The sequence below is a fragment of the Oceanobacillus jeddahensis genome (assembly GCF_000750635.1).
Classification (GTDB): domain Bacteria; phylum Bacillota; class Bacilli; order Bacillales; family Amphibacillaceae; genus Oceanobacillus; species Oceanobacillus jeddahense.
Genome location: NZ_CCDM010000003.1, coordinates 229,492 through 249,832, shown reverse-complemented (window position 1 = coordinate 249,832; position 20,341 = coordinate 229,492). Strand labels below are relative to the sequence as shown.

Sequence of the window (20,341 nt, the reverse complement as noted above, 5' to 3'; positions counted from 1 at the left end):
TATATTGACCGAACCCATAGTTTACGCTATCATTGTTAGTGTCCTAGTAATCTGATTTAATCTTAATAATGTCCGTGACTATTTGAACACAGAGGGGGGAAAAACATGAGTGATGAAAAGCGCGATATATCCCGTAGACAATTTTTAAATTATACGCTTACAGGTGTTGGTGGTTTTATGGCCGCTGGTTTGTTAATTTCACCTGTTCGGATGGCAATCGATCCTGTATTGAAGTCTGGTGAAGGCGGAGATTTTGCAAATGTTGGACTAGAAGTTTCTGAAATAACTTCTGATCCGCAGCGTGTCGATTGGACTGTCGATCAGGTGGATGGCTGGTATGAATCAGAGGTAAACCAGACAGCCTGGGTATATCGAAATGATGATGACGAAATTGTTGCCTTTTCCCCAGTTTGTAAACATTTAGGTTGTTTTGTTTCTTGGGAAGGGAATGACGACTATCCAGAGGAGTACTACTGCCCTTGCCATGACGGTCGTTATTACAAGAATGGAGTAAACGTTCCTGGAACACCACCATTACAACCGCTTGATGTTTATGAACAGGAAGAAAGGGATGGCATGCTATTCCTAGGTAATATTAGACCACATGAGGAGGCGTAATAAACAATGTTACAAAAGATTTATGATTGGATCGATGATCGCATTGATATTACGCCAATTTGGCGAGATATTGCCGATCATGAGGTTCCAGAGCACGTTAACCCAGCGCACCATTTTTCCGCATTCGTGTATTGTTTTGGCGGATTAACATTCTTTGTTGTTGTAATTCAAATTCTTTCTGGTATGTTTTTAACGATGTACTATGTACCAGATATTGAAAACGCATGGCAGTCTGTTTATTACTTACAAACGGAAGTAGCTCATGCACAAATTGTTCGCGGTATGCATCACTGGGGCGCAAGTGTTGTTGTCGTAATGCTATTATTACATACTTTACGGGTATTTTTCCAAGGCGCATATAAAAAACCTCGTGAGCTTAACTGGATGGTAGGGGTTCTTATCTTCTTTGTTATTCTAGGCCTAGGCTTTACAGGTTACCTGCTTCCTTGGGATAACAAAGCATACTTTGCAACTCAAGTTGGTTTAGAAATTGCGGAACAAGTACCATTTATCGGAGAAGCATTAAAAACGCTTCTAGCTGGGGATGCTACGATTGTTGGAGCACAAACCCTGACACGTTTCTTTGCAATCCATGTCTTCTTCTTACCAGGAGCATTGTTTGCATTATTAGCAATTCACTTTATCTTAATCCGTAGACAAGGTATTTCTGGACCATTATAAAAAGGAGGGCAACCCATGCGTAGAGGTAAAGGTATGAAGTTCGTCGGAGATTCTCGAATCCCGGCGGAAAGAGCATCAAAAGTACCAAAAGATTATTCCGAATATCCTGGTAGAACAGAAGCGTTTTGGCCCAACTTTTTATTAAAAGAATGGTTGGCCGGGGCAGTTTTCCTTGTTGGGTTTTTATGCCTGGTGTTGGCACATCCATCTCCGCTTGAAGGAATGGCTGATCCAACAGACGCGGCATATATCCCGCTACCAGACTGGTATTTCTTATTCTTATATGAATTATTAAAATATCAATTTGCAAGTGGTAATTGGATTATTATGGGGATTCTCGTTATTCCGGGAATTGCATTTGGAGCACTTTTCCTTGCTCCATTCTTGGACAACGGTCCAGGACGCCGTCCACGTCAACGACCAGTTGCTGTTGGTATGATGCTTTTAGGACTCGCATCGGTTATTTGGTTAACGTACACTTCTGCAGCACCAGTTGACTGGGAAGAGCGTGCCGAACAAAACCAGCCAATTCCTCCAGGTGAATCAATTGTTGATGAAAGTCATCCTGGATATGCAGCTTATGAAACCAGCTGTCTAAGCTGTCACGGCGGAGAATTAGAAGGTGGAGCTGGTCCTGCATTAGTAGGAGGAAATGAACATTCGAAAGAAGAAATAATGGATATTGCTGTAAATGGTATTGGCTCGATGCCTGCTGATGTTTTCCAAGGAACAGATGAAGAATTGGAACAATTAGCGGATTTTATTATTGAAACCAATGAAGCAGCAGAAGAATAAAGAATAGACAGGAGCACCTTTGACCACAATAAGGCAAAGGTGCTTTCTGTATTTATGACAATGTCAGGAAGGAGAAAATGAAAAGAAAATGCTATCATACATATTATTAGATAAAAAATTTATGATCCTACTTTTCATCATAAACTTTTTGGGTACGATCTATGGGTATTATTGGTATGAATGGCAATTAGCAATCACTCCAGCAATATTTATTCCATTTGTCCCAGATAGCCCAACAGCTAGTCTGTTTTTTACTATTTTTTTGTTGTTTTTCATTTTTGGCAAAAATATTCCGTACATCGAAGCCTTAGCTATTGTTTCTTTATTTAAATATGGTATTTGGGCTGTCGTTATGAATTTATTAACTTTAGCTATTAATGGAGATGTTGATCCCTCTGCTTATATGTTAATCGCTTCGCATTTAGGAATGGCTATCCAAGGATTGCTTTACGCCCCATACTACAAAATAAAATTACGGCATTTGGCAGTTGCTGGAGTCGTTGTGCTCCATAATGATATTATTGACTATGTTTTTGGCCAAATGCCTATTTATTCTGATTTAACCACGTATATGAATGAAATTGGTTATTTTACATTCTGGTTAAGTATTGTATCTATTCTTCTTGCTTATTATTTAACGATTTACAAGAAACAAAAAAGCTAAGCCGTCATACCAATACACCTCTTATCATAAACTTAAAGTATATATAAAAAGATCAGAGGTGATCTCTATGGGTGTGAAACTGCTTCGGATGATGACGATCGGAATCATAGGGATGTTTTGCCATATAAATGTTGTTCATGCTGCCTCTATCCCACCAGAAAATATTTACTACAACAGTTTAGCACCGTCTCCATTTATTTTAGGTGTTATTATTGTAGGCGGTTGCATTATTATTACATTATCTTATGTAAGTTGGAAAAAATATAAGGGGGAGCAAGTAGGCAATAAGTCGCTTCGTAAAAACGACAAATCAGTTGACTAAAACTAAAATACTGACTAAAATTGACCTTAAGATATAGTAATGGGGGAATTAAAAAATGGAGATGGGTTTAGGCGCTTATTTAATTTATTTTGCTTTATTAATGATCGTGCCAATGATTGCATCAGGAAAAGTAAGAAGCACGTACTCAAAATACTCTAAAAAACCAACATCTTCTGGCATGACAGGTGCAGATGTTGCCAGAAAAATTCTAGATGATAACGGTTTACATGATGTACAGATTGGAATGGTAAAAGGAGAACTGACAGACCATTATGATCCTCGCAAAAAACAAGTAAACCTTTCCGAAAATAATTACCACGGAAGATCAATGGCTTCTTCAGCAGTAGCAGCACATGAAGTTGGTCACGCGATACAAGATCAGGAAGATTATGCATTTTTACGCTTTCGAAGTGCTTTAGTGCCAGTAGCAAACTTCGGCTCTAATATTTCTATGTTCTTAATCATTGCAGGTATGCTTATGCAAGCAAATAATATGCTGCTTCTTGGAATTATCTTCTTCGCTGCTGCAGTGCTTTTCCAATTAGTAACACTGCCTGTTGAGTTTGACGCTTCCAACCGGGCAATGACACAGATGGTTTCTGCCGGGATTATCCGTAATAATGAAGAACGGGAGACAAAAAAAGTATTAAACGCCGCTGCAATGACATACGTTGCTGCAGCATTAGTTGCTGTTGCTGAGCTTATCCGCTTTATTCTTATCTTTGCGGCAAACAGAGACTAAGACGCAAAAAAAGATGATCCATAAACGGGTCATCTTTTTTTTGCATGCTGGAAAATATAAAAACAGACAAACGGACAGAATTCAGGACAATCTTTTTGAGCCCTTTTCATCCGGTTAATCATCTAACGGTTTTTTATTTTCATCTAATGTAAATCCTTCTCCCATCACTTCATGCACAGTTGTCAGCGAGACGAATGCAGAAGGGTCTGTTTCGTTAATAATATTTTTCATCCGTACAATCTCATTCCGTGCTACTACACAATACAGAACATTTCTTTTCTCTTTAGAGAAGCTTCCTTGACCGTTTAAAATAGTCACGCCCCGATCCATTCTTTCCATAATCTGATCAGCTATTTCTTCACTATGGTTAGAGATGATAAAGGCTCCTTTTGCAGCATAAGCACCTTCTTGAATAAAGTCAATCACCCTTGCACCAATAAATACAGCCACCAGGGTGTACATTCCTTCTGATAGTTCAAGGAATGTAAGAATGGAGGTTATAATAACAAGAAAATCAAATACGAACATTGCTCTACCGATGCTCCAGGAAGTGTATTTATTAATAATACGGGCGATAATATCAACGCCCCCGGTTGTCCCACCAAAACGGAAAATGATTCCTAAGCCTACTCCGATAAATACACCTGCAAATAAAGCAACAAGTGTCATATCATCTTCTAATCCAATCGGTATTTGGTATTTTTGAAAAATCCAAAGAAAAAGCGAAACAGATAAGGTGCCCACCATCGTATAGACAAATGCATTTTTACCTAGTATTTTCCACCCGATAAAGAAAACAGGAATATTAAGTACAATATTTGTTACTGCCGGGTCCATATCCCATAAGAAGAAAAGTAACAGCGTGATCCCTGTGAAGCCGCCTTCTCCGAGATTGTGCTGCATATTAAAATGTACGAGACCAAAAGAAAATATTGCTGCTCCAAATAATATAAATATGATATTTTTAACTCGAATGCTCAATTTGCTGTACCTCCTTATGTACGGTTATTAAAAAACTCAGGCAGACGCTCGTCCTTTGCTGCCACGAAGATGTGCTGATTTCAACGTTTTCATAAGTGGGGGTTTTTCGATGCACAGCACTTTACAATGGGACGAGTAATCGCAATGGTTTTCGATGGGACGAGTAATCGCAGTCCCAGCCCCAGTCCCAACCCCAGCCAGTTGCACTGCGTTCAAAAGTTTTGGAAGGAGGAGCACGCTTAATCCCTATCTCAGGGCAAGGAACTTAGTCGAAGTTCCTTAAATCTGTAGTTTTTCTTATCCTTTCCTATCGTGTAAAAATAATGTTTCTTCAAGTTAGGCGTACTACAGCCTAATTTCGACCAATATCTATTATAGACAAATTAAAATCAAGTAACAATCCACCTGCTGTACCAATTAGTTGTCAAAACCCTTGCTTTTAGCTAACATTAGAGAAGAGAAAAAAGTATATGGATTGTAAAAGAGGTGTTAGAAATGGAAGATACGAACCAAACTTTAAAAGATGTCCAAAAACGAGTAGATGAATACATATCTCAATTTAAAGAAGGATACTTTTCCCCGCTTGCGTTAATGGCAAGATTATCGGAGGAAACAGGAGAATTAGCAAGAGAAATTAATCATTATTATGGAGAAAAACCAAAAAAAGCTACAGAAAAAGAAAATACCGTTGAAGAGGAAGTCGGCGATATGATTTTTGTGTTAGCTTGCCTAGCAAATTCACTGGACTTTGATTTATCGGATTCCTTTGAGCAATCAATGCAAAAATTTGAAACAAGAGACAAAAATCGCTGGACAAAAAAAGAGGAGGAAGAGAAAAATGGCAATTAAAATTATCGTAGCAGGTCCAAGAGGAAGAATGGGAAAGGAAGCTGTTCATATGATTCACAGCGTTACGGATTTTGAATTGGTGGCTTGTTTAGATCATAAAAATGAAGGAAAGAAATTGAGTGATTTAGAAGACTTTCAAGACGATTTTAATGCACCAATCTATACAGATATCGAAAAATGCTTTTCCGAACAACGGGCTGATGTTTTTGTTGACTTAACGATCCCTGAAGTCGGTTATAAACATACTAAAGCAGCATTAAATCACGGGGTTCGGCCGGTGGTTGGTACAACAGGCTATACAGATGAGCAATTAGAAGAATTAAAACAGCTCGCAAACGAAAAAGAAACGGGCTGTATTATTGCACCAAACTTTGCTATCGGCGCTGTTTTAATGATGAAATTTGCAAAAATGGCAGCTGTCTATTTCCCTGACGTAGAAATCATAGAAAAGCACCATGATCAAAAGCTGGACGCTCCTTCTGGAACTGCAAAGAAAACGGCAGAGCTTATTCAAGAAACGAGAAATGCAAAGAAACAAGGGCATCCAAATGAAGAAGAAACGATTAAAGGATCCCGTGGGGGAGATTTTGATGGCATGCGTATCCATAGTATGCGCCTGCCGGGTCTAGTAGCCCATCAAGAAGTTGTTTTTGGTGGTGCCGGCCAAACATTAACCATCCAGCATGATTCGATGAACAGAGCGTCCTTTATGGACGGTGTGAAAGAATGTGTTTATCAGGTGATGGATTTAGATGAGCTTATTTATGGTTTAGAAAATATTCTATAGAATATTTTTGCGTACAATGGTAGAGGAGGAGAAGCTATGAATGTCGCATTAATTGCGCATGATAAGAAAAAAGAAGATATGGTTGAGTTTACAACAGCCTATACGCATGTACTGGAGAAGCATCAATTATATGCAACCGGAACAACAGGCAGTCGAATAATGGAAGCAACTGGCCTCCCAGTTCATCGATTTAGATCAGGACCGCTTGGTGGAGACCAGCAAATAGGCAGTATGATTGCTGAAAATGAAATGGATATGGTTATTTTCTTTCGTGATCCCTTAACTGCACAGCCCCATGAGCCTGATATAAGTGCTTTAATGCGCTTATGTGATGTTTATCAAATTCCTTTAGCAACCAATATTGCCGGAGGAGAAATCTTTATGCATGGGCTCAACAGAGGCGATTTTCAGTGGAGAGAGATTGTAAAGGAAGAGTAGGAAAGAAGGGACATTGTGAAAAAAATAGGAATTACTTGTTATCCGACAATTGGAGGCTCAGGGGTAATCGCTACAGAATTAGGGAAGAAATTAGCCGAAAAGGGTCATGAAATACATTTTATCACCTCCAGTATGCCTTTTCGTTTAGAAAAAGTATATGTAAATGTCTATTATCATCAAGTGGAGATGAGTCATTATCCGGTATTTCAATATCCACCGTATGATTTAGCTCTAGCTGCAAAAATGTCAGAGGTGATTGATCGTGAAAAGCTGGATATTCTTCATGTTCATTATGCGATGCCACACGCTATTTGCGGCATTTTAGCAAGAGATATGGCGAAGCATCCAGTAAAAATCGTTACCACCTTACACGGTACTGATATAACAGTGCTTGGTATAGATAATACGCTAAAGCCTGTTATCCGTCACGGTATTGAGCAATCCGATGCGGTAACCACTGTTTCAGAAAGCTTACGAAAGCAGACAGTGGAAATGGTGGATATACAAAAAGAAATGGATGTTATTTATAACTTTATCAATGAAAATGAATACTATCCCAAAGAAGGGGTGGAACTGCGAAATCAATTTCAGATAAACCCCTCCGATAAAATAGTCGTTCATATTTCTAACTTCCGAAAAGTAAAACGGGTTCAAGATATTATAGATACATTTAAAATAATTAATGAAAGTCTGCCTTCCAAATTATTATTAATTGGGGATGGCCCAGAATTTTCAGATATGGTGCAGCATGTTAACGAGATGGGATTGGAAAAAGAAGTACAATTTTTAGGGAAACAAAATAATGTCAGTGATATCTTAGCAATGGCAGATTTAATGCTGCTTATGTCTGAAAAAGAGAGCTTTGGGTTAGTATTATTAGAAGCAATGGCTTGTGGTGTACCCGGGATTGGCACGAATGTTGGCGGGATTCCAGAAGTATTAACACATGGTGAAACAGGTTTTATTGTAGAGCTTGGAGATGTCAGACAAGCTGCTTCGTATGCAATAGAGATGTTATCTGATCCAGAAAAGCAAAAACAATTTTCTGATTCAGCTATAGAGCATGTCCGTGCTTCCTTTTCATCTGAAAAAATTGTCAATCAATATGAAGCATTATATGACCGGGTTCTCGAAGAAGCGAAAAGAGGCTAGAGAAATGTTACCAACTGTTTTTCAAAAGGCAGCAAAAGTGATATCCATTATTGAAGAAAACCAATACGAAGCATACTTTGTCGGCGGCTGTGTACGCGATTATATTATCGGCCGCCCGATTCATGATGTGGATATTGCATCATCGGCCCTTCCTTCAGAAATTCAAAACATTTTTCCAAAAGTAATTCCAGTAGGATTAGAGCATGGTACAGTGATTGTCCGGTACGAACAGGAGTCATTTGAAGTAACCACTTACCGAACAGAAGGGGTCTATACCGATCACCGCCGCCCTGATGAAGTTTACTTTGTTCGCAATATAGAAGAAGATCTAAAGCGCAGAGATTTTACAATGAATGCAATAGCTATGGATGCTAAAGGGGAGATGTTGGACCCTTTTTATGGAAGAGAGGATATCGTTAGCGAGCAGATTCAGACAGTAGGAGATGCTACGGAGCGGTTTAAAGAAGATGCTTTACGTATTATTCGTGCGCTCCGTTTTTCCAGCCAGCTGGGTTTTTCCATTGAAGGTCATACAAAAAAAGCAATGAAACATTATAAAGGATTAATAGACAAATTAGCAGTGGAACGATTAACGGTTGAATTAGAAAAATTATGTGCAGGCTCTTATTTTAAGAAAGCAGTTGATTATATTTTTGAATTAGAGGTTTATCAACATTTGCCAATTTTTAACGATGAACCGTTGTTATTAAAAGAATTAGAGCCGGTTGCTTCCCTTGCGCCTGTTTTTGCATTTGTTGCACTGAAGCGTTCTTCCATCACGGTAACAGATTGTATCAAAGCTTATAAATGCTCTAATCAATTGAAACAACAAGCAAATAACCTTGTAGATGCCTATCATCACTATAAAATAGATGGAATCAATGCATGGTTTGTTTATCAATTGCCACGAGATCATTGGGATCATTTTACGTATTTAGTAAAACAGATAGATAAAGATATAATAGACATAAAAGAGATATATTCTATATATGAGGATCTCCCTATCTTATCTAAAAAAGACATGTGTGTGAATGGACATGATTTAATGAGATGGTTTCCTGAACGTCCGAAGGGGAAATGGATCAAGGAACTGCTAGATCAAATTGAATATCACATTGTGATCTCCGGGCTGGCAAATGAAAAATCAAAAATAAAGGAATGGATACAATGGAATCTACCCGTTCAAGACTAATCAAGCTTTTATCTCAAAGTAAGGAGAGCTATATTTCTGGCCAGGCTCTTTCTGAAGCATTGGGTATTTCTCGAAATGCGATTTGGAAGCATATGAAAGACTTAGAGAATGATGGCTATCGAATTGATGCGAAAAGAAGCCAAGGTTATCGAATTGTTTCATTTCCCGATAAAGTCAGCAGCAATACAATTCGCTGGGGACTGAAAACAAAGTGGATGGGACAACATATTATTCATAAAGAGTCCGTACCATCCACCCAGTTAATTGGCCACGAAATAGCCCGGGAAAATGCTCCGAATGGTACCATTATTATTGCTGAGGAGCAAACAGCAGGAAAAGGAAGAATGAAGAAGAATTGGTTTTCAGATAAAGAAGGTTTATGGACAACGCTCCTTCTCAGACCACCCATTCCTCCAAATAAAGCTTCCGAATTAACACTTTTAGCAGCGGTTGCGTTAAGAGAAGCATTACATGAACTGACCAACCTGCCTATCGGTATCAAATGGCCGAACGATTTATTAATTGGAGATAAAAAGCTTTGTGGTATTTTAACCGAAATGCAGGCAGAGCAAGATCGAATTGATTATGTTTTAATTGGTTTTGGCTTAAACGTAAATCAGAATGAAGCAAGCTGGGATGCATCTATTCGGGATATTGCCACTTCCTTGAAAATGGAATCCGGAAAAAGCTGGGATAAGAAAGAAATCGTTCAAACCATATTAAAACACTTTGAAAATACATATGAGATGTATTTAAATGAAGGATTTAAAACGATTAAATCCACGTGGGAAGAACATGCTTTTAAAATAGGAGAAAATATTAAAATTAACACATTTCATGATGCGTGGACAGGCCAATTTCTAGGTATTACTGATGAAGGAGCTTTAATTGTCGAATCACAAGAGGGAAGTCCTATAACGCTTTACTCTGCAGAAATTACATGGTTTGACCGATAAAAATATAGAAAAGAATGGAGGTGGTCTTTTGCGATATGTTGTCATTGATTTAGAAACAACCGGAAATTCTCCAGCAAAGTCAGGGAAAATAATTGAAATAGGTATGGTTGTGATTGAAAATGAAGAAATTAAAGAAACGAAAACAACTTTGTTAAACCCAAATCAGTCTATACCTCCATTTATTTCTCATCTGACTGGTATCCATAATGAAGAAGTGAAGGATGCTCCATTATTTATTGATGAAGCAGAAGCAATTACCCGAATTTTGCAAGACAGTTATATTATTGCACATAATGCAAACTTTGATGTTGGTTTTCTCAACATGGAATTAACGTCCAATGGTTATCCTGAATTAAAAAATCAGGTTCTCGACACAGTGGAATTATCCAGAATTTTATTCCCAAGTATATCCAGCTATAAATTGAATCATTTAGCAGACTATTTTGAGCTGCATCATGATGATCCACATCGTGCTTTATCGGATGCTTATGTAACGGCAAAGCTATTTTTTAAGTTAAAAGAAAAATTGGACCATCTCCCATATGAAACATTATATAAGCTAAAAAATCTGGAAGATAAACTACAATCCGATTTAGCCGCCATTCTTGATAACCGTCTGGAAGAATTAGCGTTTCAGGAGCATCCGGATGATCAAATAAAACATTATCAGGGACTTGCTTTTCGTATGTCTGAAAAGGAGACTAAAACGCAGTCTCAAATAGATCTATCGTTCGGAGAATACTTAGATGATATTTATAATAAACCTGGTGCTCTTTCTAAGGCATTTTCTTCCTATGAACCAAGGGAAGGGCAGCGTCAAATGTCAGAAACGATTTACGATGCCTTTTCTGCCAAAAAACATGCTTTTATTGAAGCAGGAACAGGGACAGGAAAATCATTAGCTTATTTACTACCTGCTGTTTATCAAGCTGTTAATCATAAAGAACGACTTATTATAAGTACGTATACTACACAGTTGCAGAGTCAGCTTCTTGAAGAAGAAATCCCTTTATTAAGAAAGATTATTCATAGTCCTTTTAAAGTTGCTTTAATGAAAGGGAAAAATCATTATTTAAATCTGGAAAAGTTTCTCTATGAACTTGATTATGGTTCCAAGGATAATTATGACTTTGTCTTAACAAAAGCGATATTACTCGTATGGATTACAGAAACGGAGACAGGAGATATTGACGAAATTCAGTTGCCGGCAGGAGGATATATTTTCTTTCAAAAGGTTTCTGCCGATGTAGAAAAGACAATGAATCCAAAATCACCGTGGTTCCATCACTCTTATTATCAATTAGCCAGACGACGAGCTCAAAAAGCGAATATCGTGATCACCAATCATGCTTTATTATGTACAGATATGTTTAATGACTATGCTTTTTTACCAAGCTATCAAAAGGTTATTATTGATGAAGCACATCATTTTGAAGAAACAGCTTCTCATCATTATGGTTTAAAGCTTGATTACATACAAATGCAATTTACATGTAATTATTTAGGAACAGCAGATGAGGATAAGCAATTCAGTGCAGTTCTAAAAGCTTCTAATGTAAAGAAAAGGGAGGAGCTGGCGGATAGATGGAATGCCGCTATGAAAGAAGCTAAATACGATATTGATGAGTTATTTCATCTTATTGAACGGTTTGTTATGGCTCAGCAGAAGAATGATAAAGCAACTAGTGATTTAGGAAGGGTACAATATCGTATCAAAACGGATACTTATCAACAGGATGCTTGGCAACTCGTTCAAGATTTGGCAGCACGTTTGCGTCTGCATTTCCAAAAGCAGTTAGATGTTTTAATGCAATTAATTAATGATTATGCTTTGGAAAATGACGATGAAAAACAATTTCTTGAAAATATTGGTCAGATGCAGGATGTATTAGAAAAATACATGGAAGATTTAAAAGTGATGTTTCAAGAACAAAATGAAGTAGAGTTAATAAAATGGGCGGAGGTAGATTTAAAAGGAAGGCATCATAGTGTTTTCCTCTATAGTGAACCGTCAAATATGGCACCGATATTAGCGGAAGACTTTTTCTCGCAAAAGGAAAGTGTTATTTTCACTAGTGCAACATTGACGATGGGAAGCTCATTTAAATTTATCAAAGAAAGGCTGGGAGTGGCAGAAAAAGATTTGTTAACAGAACAAATTGCATCACCGTTTCAGTATGATAAACAAGTGCAGCTGCTAGTTCCAACTGATTTTCCAGATATTAAATACGGCAATATTGATGATTTTGTCTATGCAGTATGTGAAGCAATATTATCATTAGCAGAAGTTACTTCAGGCAGAATGCTTGTGTTATTCACTTCCTACGACATGCTTAAAAAAGCAAATGATTTATTAAAAGAAATGATGACAGATCAGCAATATGTCATTATTGCTCAAGGAGTAACGAGTGGCAGCCGCAGCAGGCTGAAGAAAAACTTCCAATCGTATGATCAAGCAATTCTTCTTGGAACGAGTTCTTTCTGGGAAGGTGTTGATATACCTGGAGAAGATTTATCGGCGCTTGTGATGGCAAGACTGCCTTTTCAGCCACCAAACCATCCTGTTTTTGAAGCCAAATCGCACCAAATGAAGGAAGCAGGAAGAAATCCGTTTATGGACCTATCTTTACCTCAGGCTGTGATTAAATTTAAACAGGGATTCGGACGATTAATTCGTTCTTCCGAGGATCGAGGTATTGTTTTTATTTGCGACGGACGAATTAAAACAGCAAAATACGGAAAATACTTTTTGGAGTCTATCCCAACAGTGCCTGTTCACTATGAAACAACACGTCATTTAATGAACACCGCAGAAAATTGGTTTCATCAATAGATAAAGGGAATCCTTCATCAGCAGGGGGATAAAATCCCTGCTGATGAAGGAAACTAACCGGAGATGGTACGGTGTAATAGTGATGTCGTGTTTTCACAACAATTCATGACAGGAGCTGTAAAGCGGGACTTCCATCATTTCTTGAAGCAGTAGTCTTACAAAAGCCCTTTAATGGAACGAGTAATCGCAGCAACGGTTTTAATAGACCGAGTAATCGCAGGTCTCAATGTTGTCAGGTTAGTGAATTTTCTTAAATTGAATTCAGATAGTAATAAAACTATCTAGCGACGGTTTTGATGGGACGAGTAATCGCAGTCCCAGAGGAAAAACACGGAGACTCCTACGGGAAAGCGCGGAGGGAAGACCCCGCAGAAAAAAGCGAACTTCTTTTTTCTACCCGCGGGCATAAGTGCGACTATGCTTCTGTCTGCGCCTGACGGCTTGCCAATCAGCAAGTCTTCTTTAAAGGAGGCTGAGCTCAAGCCCGTGGAAAACGTAGTGTTTTTCCGGAGCGGTCGTATTAACCTGACAACATTGGTAAACGAAGCCCAGTCACAGCAATCAATTCCTTTATAAGAGGCAGTGTCAGTTTCAGAGCTGTTCAAATCAGGAATAAAGTTTTTTCACAGTATTTGTTTACAGAAACCTTACATCTAGGTATAGTAAATGATGAAAGAAAGATAATCTTATAAGAAATGGATGGAATTAAATGAGGGAATCAAATAATAGATGGGTATTATGGACGCTTATCGTCATTACTCTCCTTTTGCTTATAGGAATAGGCTATAGTATTTATTTATATCAAGTAATCAATGATAGCCGTACAGCAGGATTTGATGACACAAAAAATCAAATAGAAACGCAGACCTCTTACCACGACGTTCACTCCATACAAGGATACTACGGGGAAAATAGCTACCATGTGTTCTATGCAAGTAATGAGGACAATGAGGAACGGTTAATCTTTCTACCGTTAGAAGGAGAAGAACGCGAATTAATTGTTATTAATACAGAGGATATGATGAGTGAAGAAGCTATCTTAGATGCTTGGTCTTCAAGCTGTGATACATGTACATTTGCTGATATTAGCCCTGCATATGAAGACGGTGAGGCTCTATGGGAAATTACGTACCATGATAAAGATAACCAGTTTGTCATGGATTATTATTCCATTGATGGAGAGAGCCTGGAAGAAAGATATACTTATAATAAAATGTTCCGTTAAGTAAACAAATACTTGAAGTAGCAGCAACAGTTAAATATTTTGAAGAAAAACATCTATCCTACGTAGATGTTTAATAACTAGTTGGAGGATTTTAAAATGAAGATAACCATTCAAGAAGCACCAAAACACGTAGAAGAGGAGGTTACCATTGGTGGCTGGTTAGCCAATAAACGTTCAAGCGGCAAAATTGCCTTTTTACAACTTCGTGATGGCACAGGTTTTATGCAAGGGGTTGTTGTAAAAAGTGATGTTTCTGAAGACATATTTTCAGCAGCAAAAAACCTGACCCAAGAAACTTCTCTATATGTTACTGGAAAAATTGTAGAAGATACACGTTCTGATTTCGGCTATGAGATGCAAGTGAGTCATTTGGAGGTCATTCACGAAGCAGCAGATTATCCAATCACCCCAAAAAATCATGGTACAGAGTTTTTAATGGATCATCGTCACCTGTGGCTTCGTTCTAAAAAACAGCATGCCGTGATGAAAATTCGTAATGAAATTATTCGCGCTACGTATGAATTTTTTAACACAAATGGTTTTGTAAAGGTAGACCCACCAATTTTAACAGGGTCATCTGCAGAAGGTACAACGGAACTTTTCCATACAAAATATTTTGATGAAGAAGCGTATTTATCACAAAGTGGACAACTATATATGGAAGCAGCAGCAATGGCTTTAGGGAAAGTATTTTCATTCGGACCAACTTTCCGTGCTGAAAAATCTAAAACAAGAAGGCATCTTATTGAATTTTGGATGATTGAACCAGAGATGGCATTTATGGATCATGAGGATAGCTTACAGGTCCAAGAAAACTATGTCAGCTTCATTGTTCAAAAGGTATTAGAAAACTGTGCTTTAGAGCTTAAAACGTTAGAAAGAGATACATCCAAGCTAGAGAAAATAAAAGCACCATTTCCACGTATTAGCTATGATGAAGCTGTGGAATTCTTAAAAGAAAAAGGTTTTGATGATATTGAATGGGGTGAAGACTTTGGCGCACCGCATGAAACAGCCATTGCAGAAAGCTATGATAAGCCTGTTTTCATTACAAATTATCCAAAAGACATTAAAGCATTCTATATGAAGCCAGATCCAGAACGTTCAGATGTTGTGCTTTGTGCTGACCTGATTGCTCCGGAAGGTTATGGAGAGATTATTGGCGGCTCACAGCGTATTGATGATCTGGATTTAATGGAACAACGATACAAAGAACATGGACTTACCGGACCTGCTTATGAATGGTACTTGGAATTGCGTAAATATGGCAGTGTGCCGCACAGTGGATTCGGATTAGGTCTCGAAAGAACAGTGGCCTGGTTATCAGGAGTTGAACATGTTCGTGAAACCATTCCATTTCCAAGACTGTTAAACCGTTTATATCCTTAAGCAATAATCTTGAACAGGAACCGGGTGGTTCGCCTTCGTTGAGACACTGCGATTCATCCTTTCCGTAAAAACATTGTGACATGTCCATGTATTTACTCGTCACACTCAAAACATCCGTTGTGAGAGCTTCATATATTCCTTAAATTGTGAAAAACAAACGTTCTGAATACTTTATTTTAACTTTAAGAACGGTGGAATACGGCTGTTTCCTATACGCAATAAGTATTTAACAATCCCTTGCTTCTAAGCGAGGGATTTCCTTTCTTCTTTATGAAGGAAAGATGCTATACTGTTATTTGAGGTGCTAGAAATGAATAAAAAAATACATTATCAAGATATTATCCAAGATCAAATGACCGTTTCCAAAAAACTATTGACATCCTATTATAAATTGGGTCTTCATGAAACAGAACTTATTTTACTTTTACAGCTTTCCCGATTTGCAGATGAAGGGAACCATTTTCCAACGCCATTTGAACTGTCACAATCAGCTAGTTTTTCTGAAGAAGAGGCGGCTAACATGCTCCGAAAATTAGTACAAAAAGGGTTCTTATCCATTGAAAAAAACAATGCTGACTTAACCCCAATCAGTGAATCATACTCTTTGGAACCTTTGCTGGAAAAACTATATGATGAAGATATTGCTGTAAATAAAACAGAGGACGAAAATATAGGAAATATTTTTATTTTATTTGAACAAGAGTTTGGCAGACCTTTGTCACCATTTGAAATAGAAACGATTAACAGCTGGCTGGATGCAGATAGTATAAAACCCTCGTTAATCAAAGCAGGTCTACGCGAATCTGTATTAATGGGGAAATTGAATTTTAAATATATCGATCGTATTTTAAGAGAGTGGAAGAAAAAAGGGATTCATACTGTACAAGATGCCAGAAAAGCAAGCCAGCAATTTCATCAGAGTAGGTCAGATCAAAATACAGATACACGTCCCAAAAGAGATACATCCTTTTATTATAATTGGCTGGAAGGAGAATGAGATTATGCTGAATAATACACAAATTAGACAATGTTTAGATGCCATGGCAGAAATGTTTCCGGATGCAGAAGGAGAGCTTGTCCATTCCAATCCATTTGAATTAGTAATTGCTGTTTTGCTTTCTGCTCAGTGTACAGACAAATTAGTGAATAAAGTAACGGCAGATTTATTTAAAAAATATAAAACACCAGAGGATTACCTCGCTGTTCCATTAGAAGAAGTAGAAAATGATATTCGTTCAATTGGCTTATACCGGTCTAAGGCAAAAAATATTCAAAAGCTATGCCGCACATTAATTGATAACTATAATGGAGAAGTCCCGCAAACGAAAGAAGAATTGGTTAAGCTGGCTGGCGTCGGCAGAAAAACAGCCAATGTAGTTGCTTCGATTGCTTTTAATGAACCATCCATAGCCGTTGATACACATGTGGAACGTGTATCGAAACGTTTAGGTATTTGCAGGTGGAAAGATAGTGTTGTCGAAGTAGAAAATACATTGATGCGAAAGGTCCCGAGGGAGGAATGGAGTGTTACACATCATCGAATGATCTTCTTTGGACGCTATCATTGTAAAGCTAGAAACCCAAATTGTCCGGAATGTCCATTATTGGAACTTTGTCGTGAGGGTAAAAAACGGATGAAGAAAATAGGCTGAAAAAGACTGGAAACACCAAAATCTATAGTTGAGCAAAAATGACAGTCTATATATTTCTATTTATGAAAAAAACAATCCCGACCATTTTATAGGTCGGGATTGTTTTTTATTCATTAGAGTCTTCTTCATCTTCACTGTTGTTATTCTCTGATTCATTTTGAGGGGAAGAGTCACCTGAATCTTCGTCATTTGAATCATTATTTTCCTCTGAATTATTATCTTCCTCTTGTTCTTCTTGGTTCTCTGACTCACCGTTGTTATTATCACTATTGGAATCGTCATTATTATTATCATTGTTATTATTGTCTTCATTACCATTCGAATCATTATCATTCGATTCATCAGACGAATCCGAGTCAGAGCCAGAATCAGAATCCGATTCTGAGTCATTTTCTTCTTCCGGAGGTTCTTCCTCTTCAGCTTCTTCTTCCTCGTCCTCTTCTTCAGGGACTGTTACGCTTGTTGATGAAGAAGGACCTTGAATATTACTATCTTCTCCACTGATTGGTGTTACGGTTATATTATATTCTCCTGGTGTTACGCCATTAACACTGATACTTTCAGAGCCGACACTTTCCGTTTCACCATTTACACTTACTTCAAAATTAGCAGATGGTCCATCATAACTCCATGAAACATCAATGGTGTCATTTCCATCGTATTCGGCGGAAAGACCACTCACTCCAGGTATTTCTTCTTTCTCTTCTTCCTCGTCTTCTTCATCGCCACCCGGAACTTGAACAGTAGTGGTAGCAGGGTCACTAGATAAAGAGCCTCTTTCGGCAATAACCTGTATCGTATACTCTGCTCCTTCTTCCACATCTGAAATTTCCATGGATGTATCGCTGGTAGAAGAGAGGGATTGCATACTGCCGCCATCAATGCTGGCACTTACATCGAAATTAACATCTTCTTCCGAATCGGTATCATAATCCCAAGATACTTCAATGGAATTATTGTCTTCATTATAACTTCCAGAAAGTCCGCTTACGGCATCTAACTCTTCATAGCGTTCAGATACTTGGCTTGGTTCGGTGCCCTTGACAAATAACTCTGTCACTTTGTTATCACTTGGTGTGCTGTCACTTGCTAATGCCGCTGGATTCGTTCCTTTTTCGATGGTCAACTCAACAACAGAATCTGGTTGTGTAAAGTCAGGAGTCTCAATACCTTCAGATAAATGACTCATCGTCTGCTGGAACATTTGTTGAGACAAGGTTGTATCCTGTAGCGGAACTCGGCCGCCGCCTTCCGAATCATAACCGCCTGTCCACGCTGCGATCGTATAGTTTGTTGTATAGCCGACAAACCAGGCATCCCGACTTCCTTCCTGGCCATCCATTGTCGTTGTGCCAGTCTTACCGGCAACGTCTAGCCCAGGGACACCTGCATTTGTACCCGTACCAGAACTAACAACCGACTTAAGCATATCCGTTACCATATAAGCTGTATAATCTTCCATAACTTGTTCTGATTCTGGTGTTAAATCAATTTCACGGCCATCCGAGAATTCTACTTTTGTCACAGCATACGGTTCTGTATAATTTCCTTCATTACCAAATGCGCTATATGCTCCTGCCATTTGCATCGGTGTAACTTCCGTGGCTGTACCGCCAATCGCTTCACGGAGGTCAAGGTAATCTGATTCAAATTCAAAGCCGAGATTTTCAGCAAATTCTTTTGAATTCTCAGGGCCGACCTCTTCCATCAATTTGACCGCCGGGACGTTTAGAGATTGTTGTAATGCATATCTTGCAGTTACCCAGCCATTGTAAGTTCTGGTAGCATTCCTTATTGGATTAGATCCTTCAATTTCATAAGGACCTTCATCATCTAACTGGTGGTACGTTGACATTTGATTATATTCAATCGCTGGACCATAAGACATAATTGGTTTTGCAGTGGAACCCGCTTGGGTTGACCCTCTGATAGCGTAATTATAACCCACTTCATTATTAAGGTTGCCACCAATTGCTTGGATAGCTCCACTTTGTGTATCTAGTACAACCATAGCTGCTTGCGTATTATCAGGGTAACTGATTGATGATTCCTCTTCTTCAAGGAGACTTTCAACATATGGCTGTGCATCCGGATCAAGTGTTGTATACACTTTTAATCCATCTGAATCAAGCTCAACATCATCTAACTTTTCATTGATTTCGCTGCGAACTTGCTCAATAAACGCATCATACGGTGAAGGGTCAGGGCGATCTTCAGTTAATAGGGAAGCGACATCGACACTTCTTGCTTCATCTGCTTCTGCTTCTGTAATCTTACCATGACGTACCATCAGATTTAATACCGTATTCATCCGCTCTTCCGTTAATTCCGGGTTTTCAAATGGATTATAGGCTGTCGGACGTTGCGGCAAACCGGCTAAAATAGCAGCTTCCGGTAAAGTAAGATCATTTAAATCATCTTTTCCAAAATAGGTTTGTGCAGCTTGGGCAACACCATAAGAATTTGCTCCATAAAAAATACTATTTAAGTACATTTCCATGATTTCTTCTTTACTGTATTGTCTTTCTAATTTCATAGCCATCCACATTTCTTGGACTTTAATACTTATTTTTTTCTCATTACTTAAAAATGCACGCTCTACAACTTGCTGTGTAATGGTACTTGCACCTTGAGAACCAAATCCGCTTGTAAAGTTAGCGCGGACTGCTCCGCCGATACGTCTGACATCTACACCATTATGATCAAAAAAACGGACGTCCTCTGTAGCTGTAACAGCATCGATAAGTAAATCCGGCAGTTCTTCAAATTTTACTTCCTGCCTTTTTTCATCTGAAGATAAAATAGCTAATTCATCACCATTTTTATCATAAAGTGTCGAAGCAAAAGGGACAGTTAACTGATCTTCCTCAATATCTGGTGCCGTTGCAACCCAATAGGCACCAACAGCAGCCCCACTTAAGAATAATATCAACAATAATAACAGCGTAATCTTAATGATTTTCTTCCAAATTGGCTGTTTCTTTTTCTTCTTTAATTTCTTTCCTTGCTGCTTTCTTCTAGCAGCTCTTGTCTGGCTATTTTGATCTGCCATTCTTTATACCTCC

General features: G+C 38.3%; 19 protein-coding genes. 17 read left to right on the top strand and 2 right to left on the bottom strand.

Annotated features, from left to right (window positions below; genetic code table 11):
* The first annotated feature begins 105 nt into the window (after positions 1-105).
* The 6 genes from BN986_RS14605 (at position 106) to BN986_RS14580 (ending at position 3,822) form a co-directional block, all read left to right on the top strand.
* On the top strand, positions 106-618 hold the full coding sequence (locus BN986_RS14605; RefSeq protein ID WP_040981378.1) for a QcrA and Rieske domain-containing protein: 513 nt from the start codon (positions 106-108) through the stop codon (positions 616-618).
* Between the two features lie 6 nt (positions 619-624).
* A complete protein-coding gene (qcrB, locus tag BN986_RS14600) occupies positions 625-1,299 on the top strand; it encodes a menaquinol-cytochrome c reductase cytochrome b subunit (RefSeq protein ID WP_040981375.1) in 675 nt (224 codons plus the stop codon).
* A 15-nt stretch (positions 1,300-1,314) separates the two neighbouring features.
* The gene (locus tag BN986_RS14595; protein ID WP_040981371.1) at positions 1,315-2,094 is read left to right on the top strand and encodes a menaquinol-cytochrome c reductase cytochrome b/c subunit; all 780 of its coding nucleotides are present in this window, start codon (positions 1,315-1,317) and stop codon (positions 2,092-2,094) included.
* 88 nt (positions 2,095-2,182) lie between these two features.
* Positions 2,183-2,758 carry a lipoprotein heptaprenylglyceryl N-acetyltransferase LhaT gene (gene lhaT, locus BN986_RS14590; protein ID WP_040981370.1) on the top strand — a complete coding sequence of 192 codons (576 nt, stop codon included), beginning with the start codon at positions 2,183-2,185 and terminating at the stop codon, positions 2,756-2,758.
* A 67-nt stretch (positions 2,759-2,825) separates the two neighbouring features.
* Positions 2,826-3,080, top strand: a complete 255-nt coding sequence (locus BN986_RS14585) for a sporulation protein YpjB (RefSeq protein WP_040981368.1) — start codon at positions 2,826-2,828, stop codon at positions 3,078-3,080.
* Positions 3,081-3,141: 61 nt separating this feature from the next.
* A complete protein-coding gene (locus BN986_RS14580) occupies positions 3,142-3,822 on the top strand; it encodes a zinc metallopeptidase (protein WP_040982191.1) in 681 nt (226 codons plus the stop codon).
* 114 nt (positions 3,823-3,936) lie between these two features.
* On the opposite strand, the gene BN986_RS14575 is transcribed toward BN986_RS14580, so the two are convergent.
* Positions 3,937-4,803 (bottom strand): YitT family protein, encoded by an 867-nt coding sequence (locus tag BN986_RS14575; RefSeq protein ID WP_040981367.1) that lies wholly within the window; start codon positions 4,801-4,803, stop codon positions 3,937-3,939.
* 495 nt (positions 4,804-5,298) lie between these two features.
* On the opposite strand from BN986_RS14575, the gene BN986_RS14570 reads away from it, so the two are divergent.
* The 11 genes from BN986_RS14570 (at position 5,299) to nth (ending at position 17,276) form a co-directional block, all read left to right on the top strand.
* Positions 5,299-5,652: a nucleotide pyrophosphohydrolase gene (locus tag BN986_RS14570; protein ID WP_040981366.1), complete on the top strand. Its 354-nt coding sequence runs from the start codon at positions 5,299-5,301 to the stop codon at positions 5,650-5,652.
* Positions 5,642-6,439, top strand: coding sequence for a 4-hydroxy-tetrahydrodipicolinate reductase (dapB, locus tag BN986_RS14565; protein WP_040981364.1), 798 nt, complete (start codon positions 5,642-5,644; stop codon positions 6,437-6,439). Before BN986_RS14570 ends, dapB begins: the two co-directional genes overlap by 11 nt.
* A gap of 36 nt (positions 6,440-6,475) precedes the next feature.
* A complete protein-coding gene (gene mgsA / locus BN986_RS14560; RefSeq protein WP_040981362.1) occupies positions 6,476-6,877 on the top strand; it encodes a methylglyoxal synthase in 402 nt (133 codons plus the stop codon).
* Positions 6,878-6,892: 15 nt separating this feature from the next.
* Positions 6,893-8,029, top strand: a complete 1,137-nt coding sequence (gene bshA, locus BN986_RS14555) for an N-acetyl-alpha-D-glucosaminyl L-malate synthase BshA (RefSeq protein ID WP_040981361.1) — start codon at positions 6,893-6,895, stop codon at positions 8,027-8,029.
* Between the two features lie 4 nt (positions 8,030-8,033).
* Positions 8,034-9,221: a CCA tRNA nucleotidyltransferase gene (locus BN986_RS14550; protein ID WP_040981360.1), complete on the top strand. Its 1,188-nt coding sequence runs from the start codon at positions 8,034-8,036 to the stop codon at positions 9,219-9,221.
* Positions 9,188-10,177, top strand: a complete 990-nt coding sequence (locus BN986_RS14545) for a biotin--[acetyl-CoA-carboxylase] ligase (RefSeq protein WP_316244929.1) — start codon at positions 9,188-9,190, stop codon at positions 10,175-10,177. Before BN986_RS14550 ends, BN986_RS14545 begins: the two co-directional genes overlap by 34 nt.
* A gap of 28 nt (positions 10,178-10,205) precedes the next feature.
* A complete protein-coding gene (gene dinG / locus BN986_RS14540) occupies positions 10,206-13,010 on the top strand; it encodes an ATP-dependent DNA helicase DinG (protein ID WP_244445013.1) in 2,805 nt (934 codons plus the stop codon).
* A gap of 709 nt (positions 13,011-13,719) precedes the next feature.
* A complete protein-coding gene (locus BN986_RS14535; RefSeq protein WP_040981357.1) occupies positions 13,720-14,235 on the top strand; it encodes a hypothetical protein in 516 nt (171 codons plus the stop codon).
* A 96-nt stretch (positions 14,236-14,331) separates the two neighbouring features.
* A complete protein-coding gene (gene asnS, locus BN986_RS14530) occupies positions 14,332-15,624 on the top strand; it encodes an asparagine--tRNA ligase (protein ID WP_040981355.1) in 1,293 nt (430 codons plus the stop codon).
* 310 nt (positions 15,625-15,934) lie between these two features.
* A complete protein-coding gene (locus tag BN986_RS14525; RefSeq protein WP_040981353.1) occupies positions 15,935-16,621 on the top strand; it encodes a DnaD domain-containing protein in 687 nt (228 codons plus the stop codon).
* Positions 16,622-16,625: 4 nt separating this feature from the next.
* Positions 16,626-17,276, top strand: coding sequence for an endonuclease III (gene nth / locus BN986_RS14520; RefSeq protein WP_040981350.1), 651 nt, complete (start codon positions 16,626-16,628; stop codon positions 17,274-17,276).
* A 106-nt stretch (positions 17,277-17,382) separates the two neighbouring features.
* On the opposite strand, the gene BN986_RS14515 is transcribed toward nth, so the two are convergent.
* The gene (locus BN986_RS14515; protein WP_040981348.1) at positions 17,383-20,328 is read right to left on the bottom strand and encodes a transglycosylase domain-containing protein; all 2,946 of its coding nucleotides are present in this window, start codon (positions 20,326-20,328) and stop codon (positions 17,383-17,385) included.
* Positions 20,329-20,341: the final 13 nt, after the last annotated feature.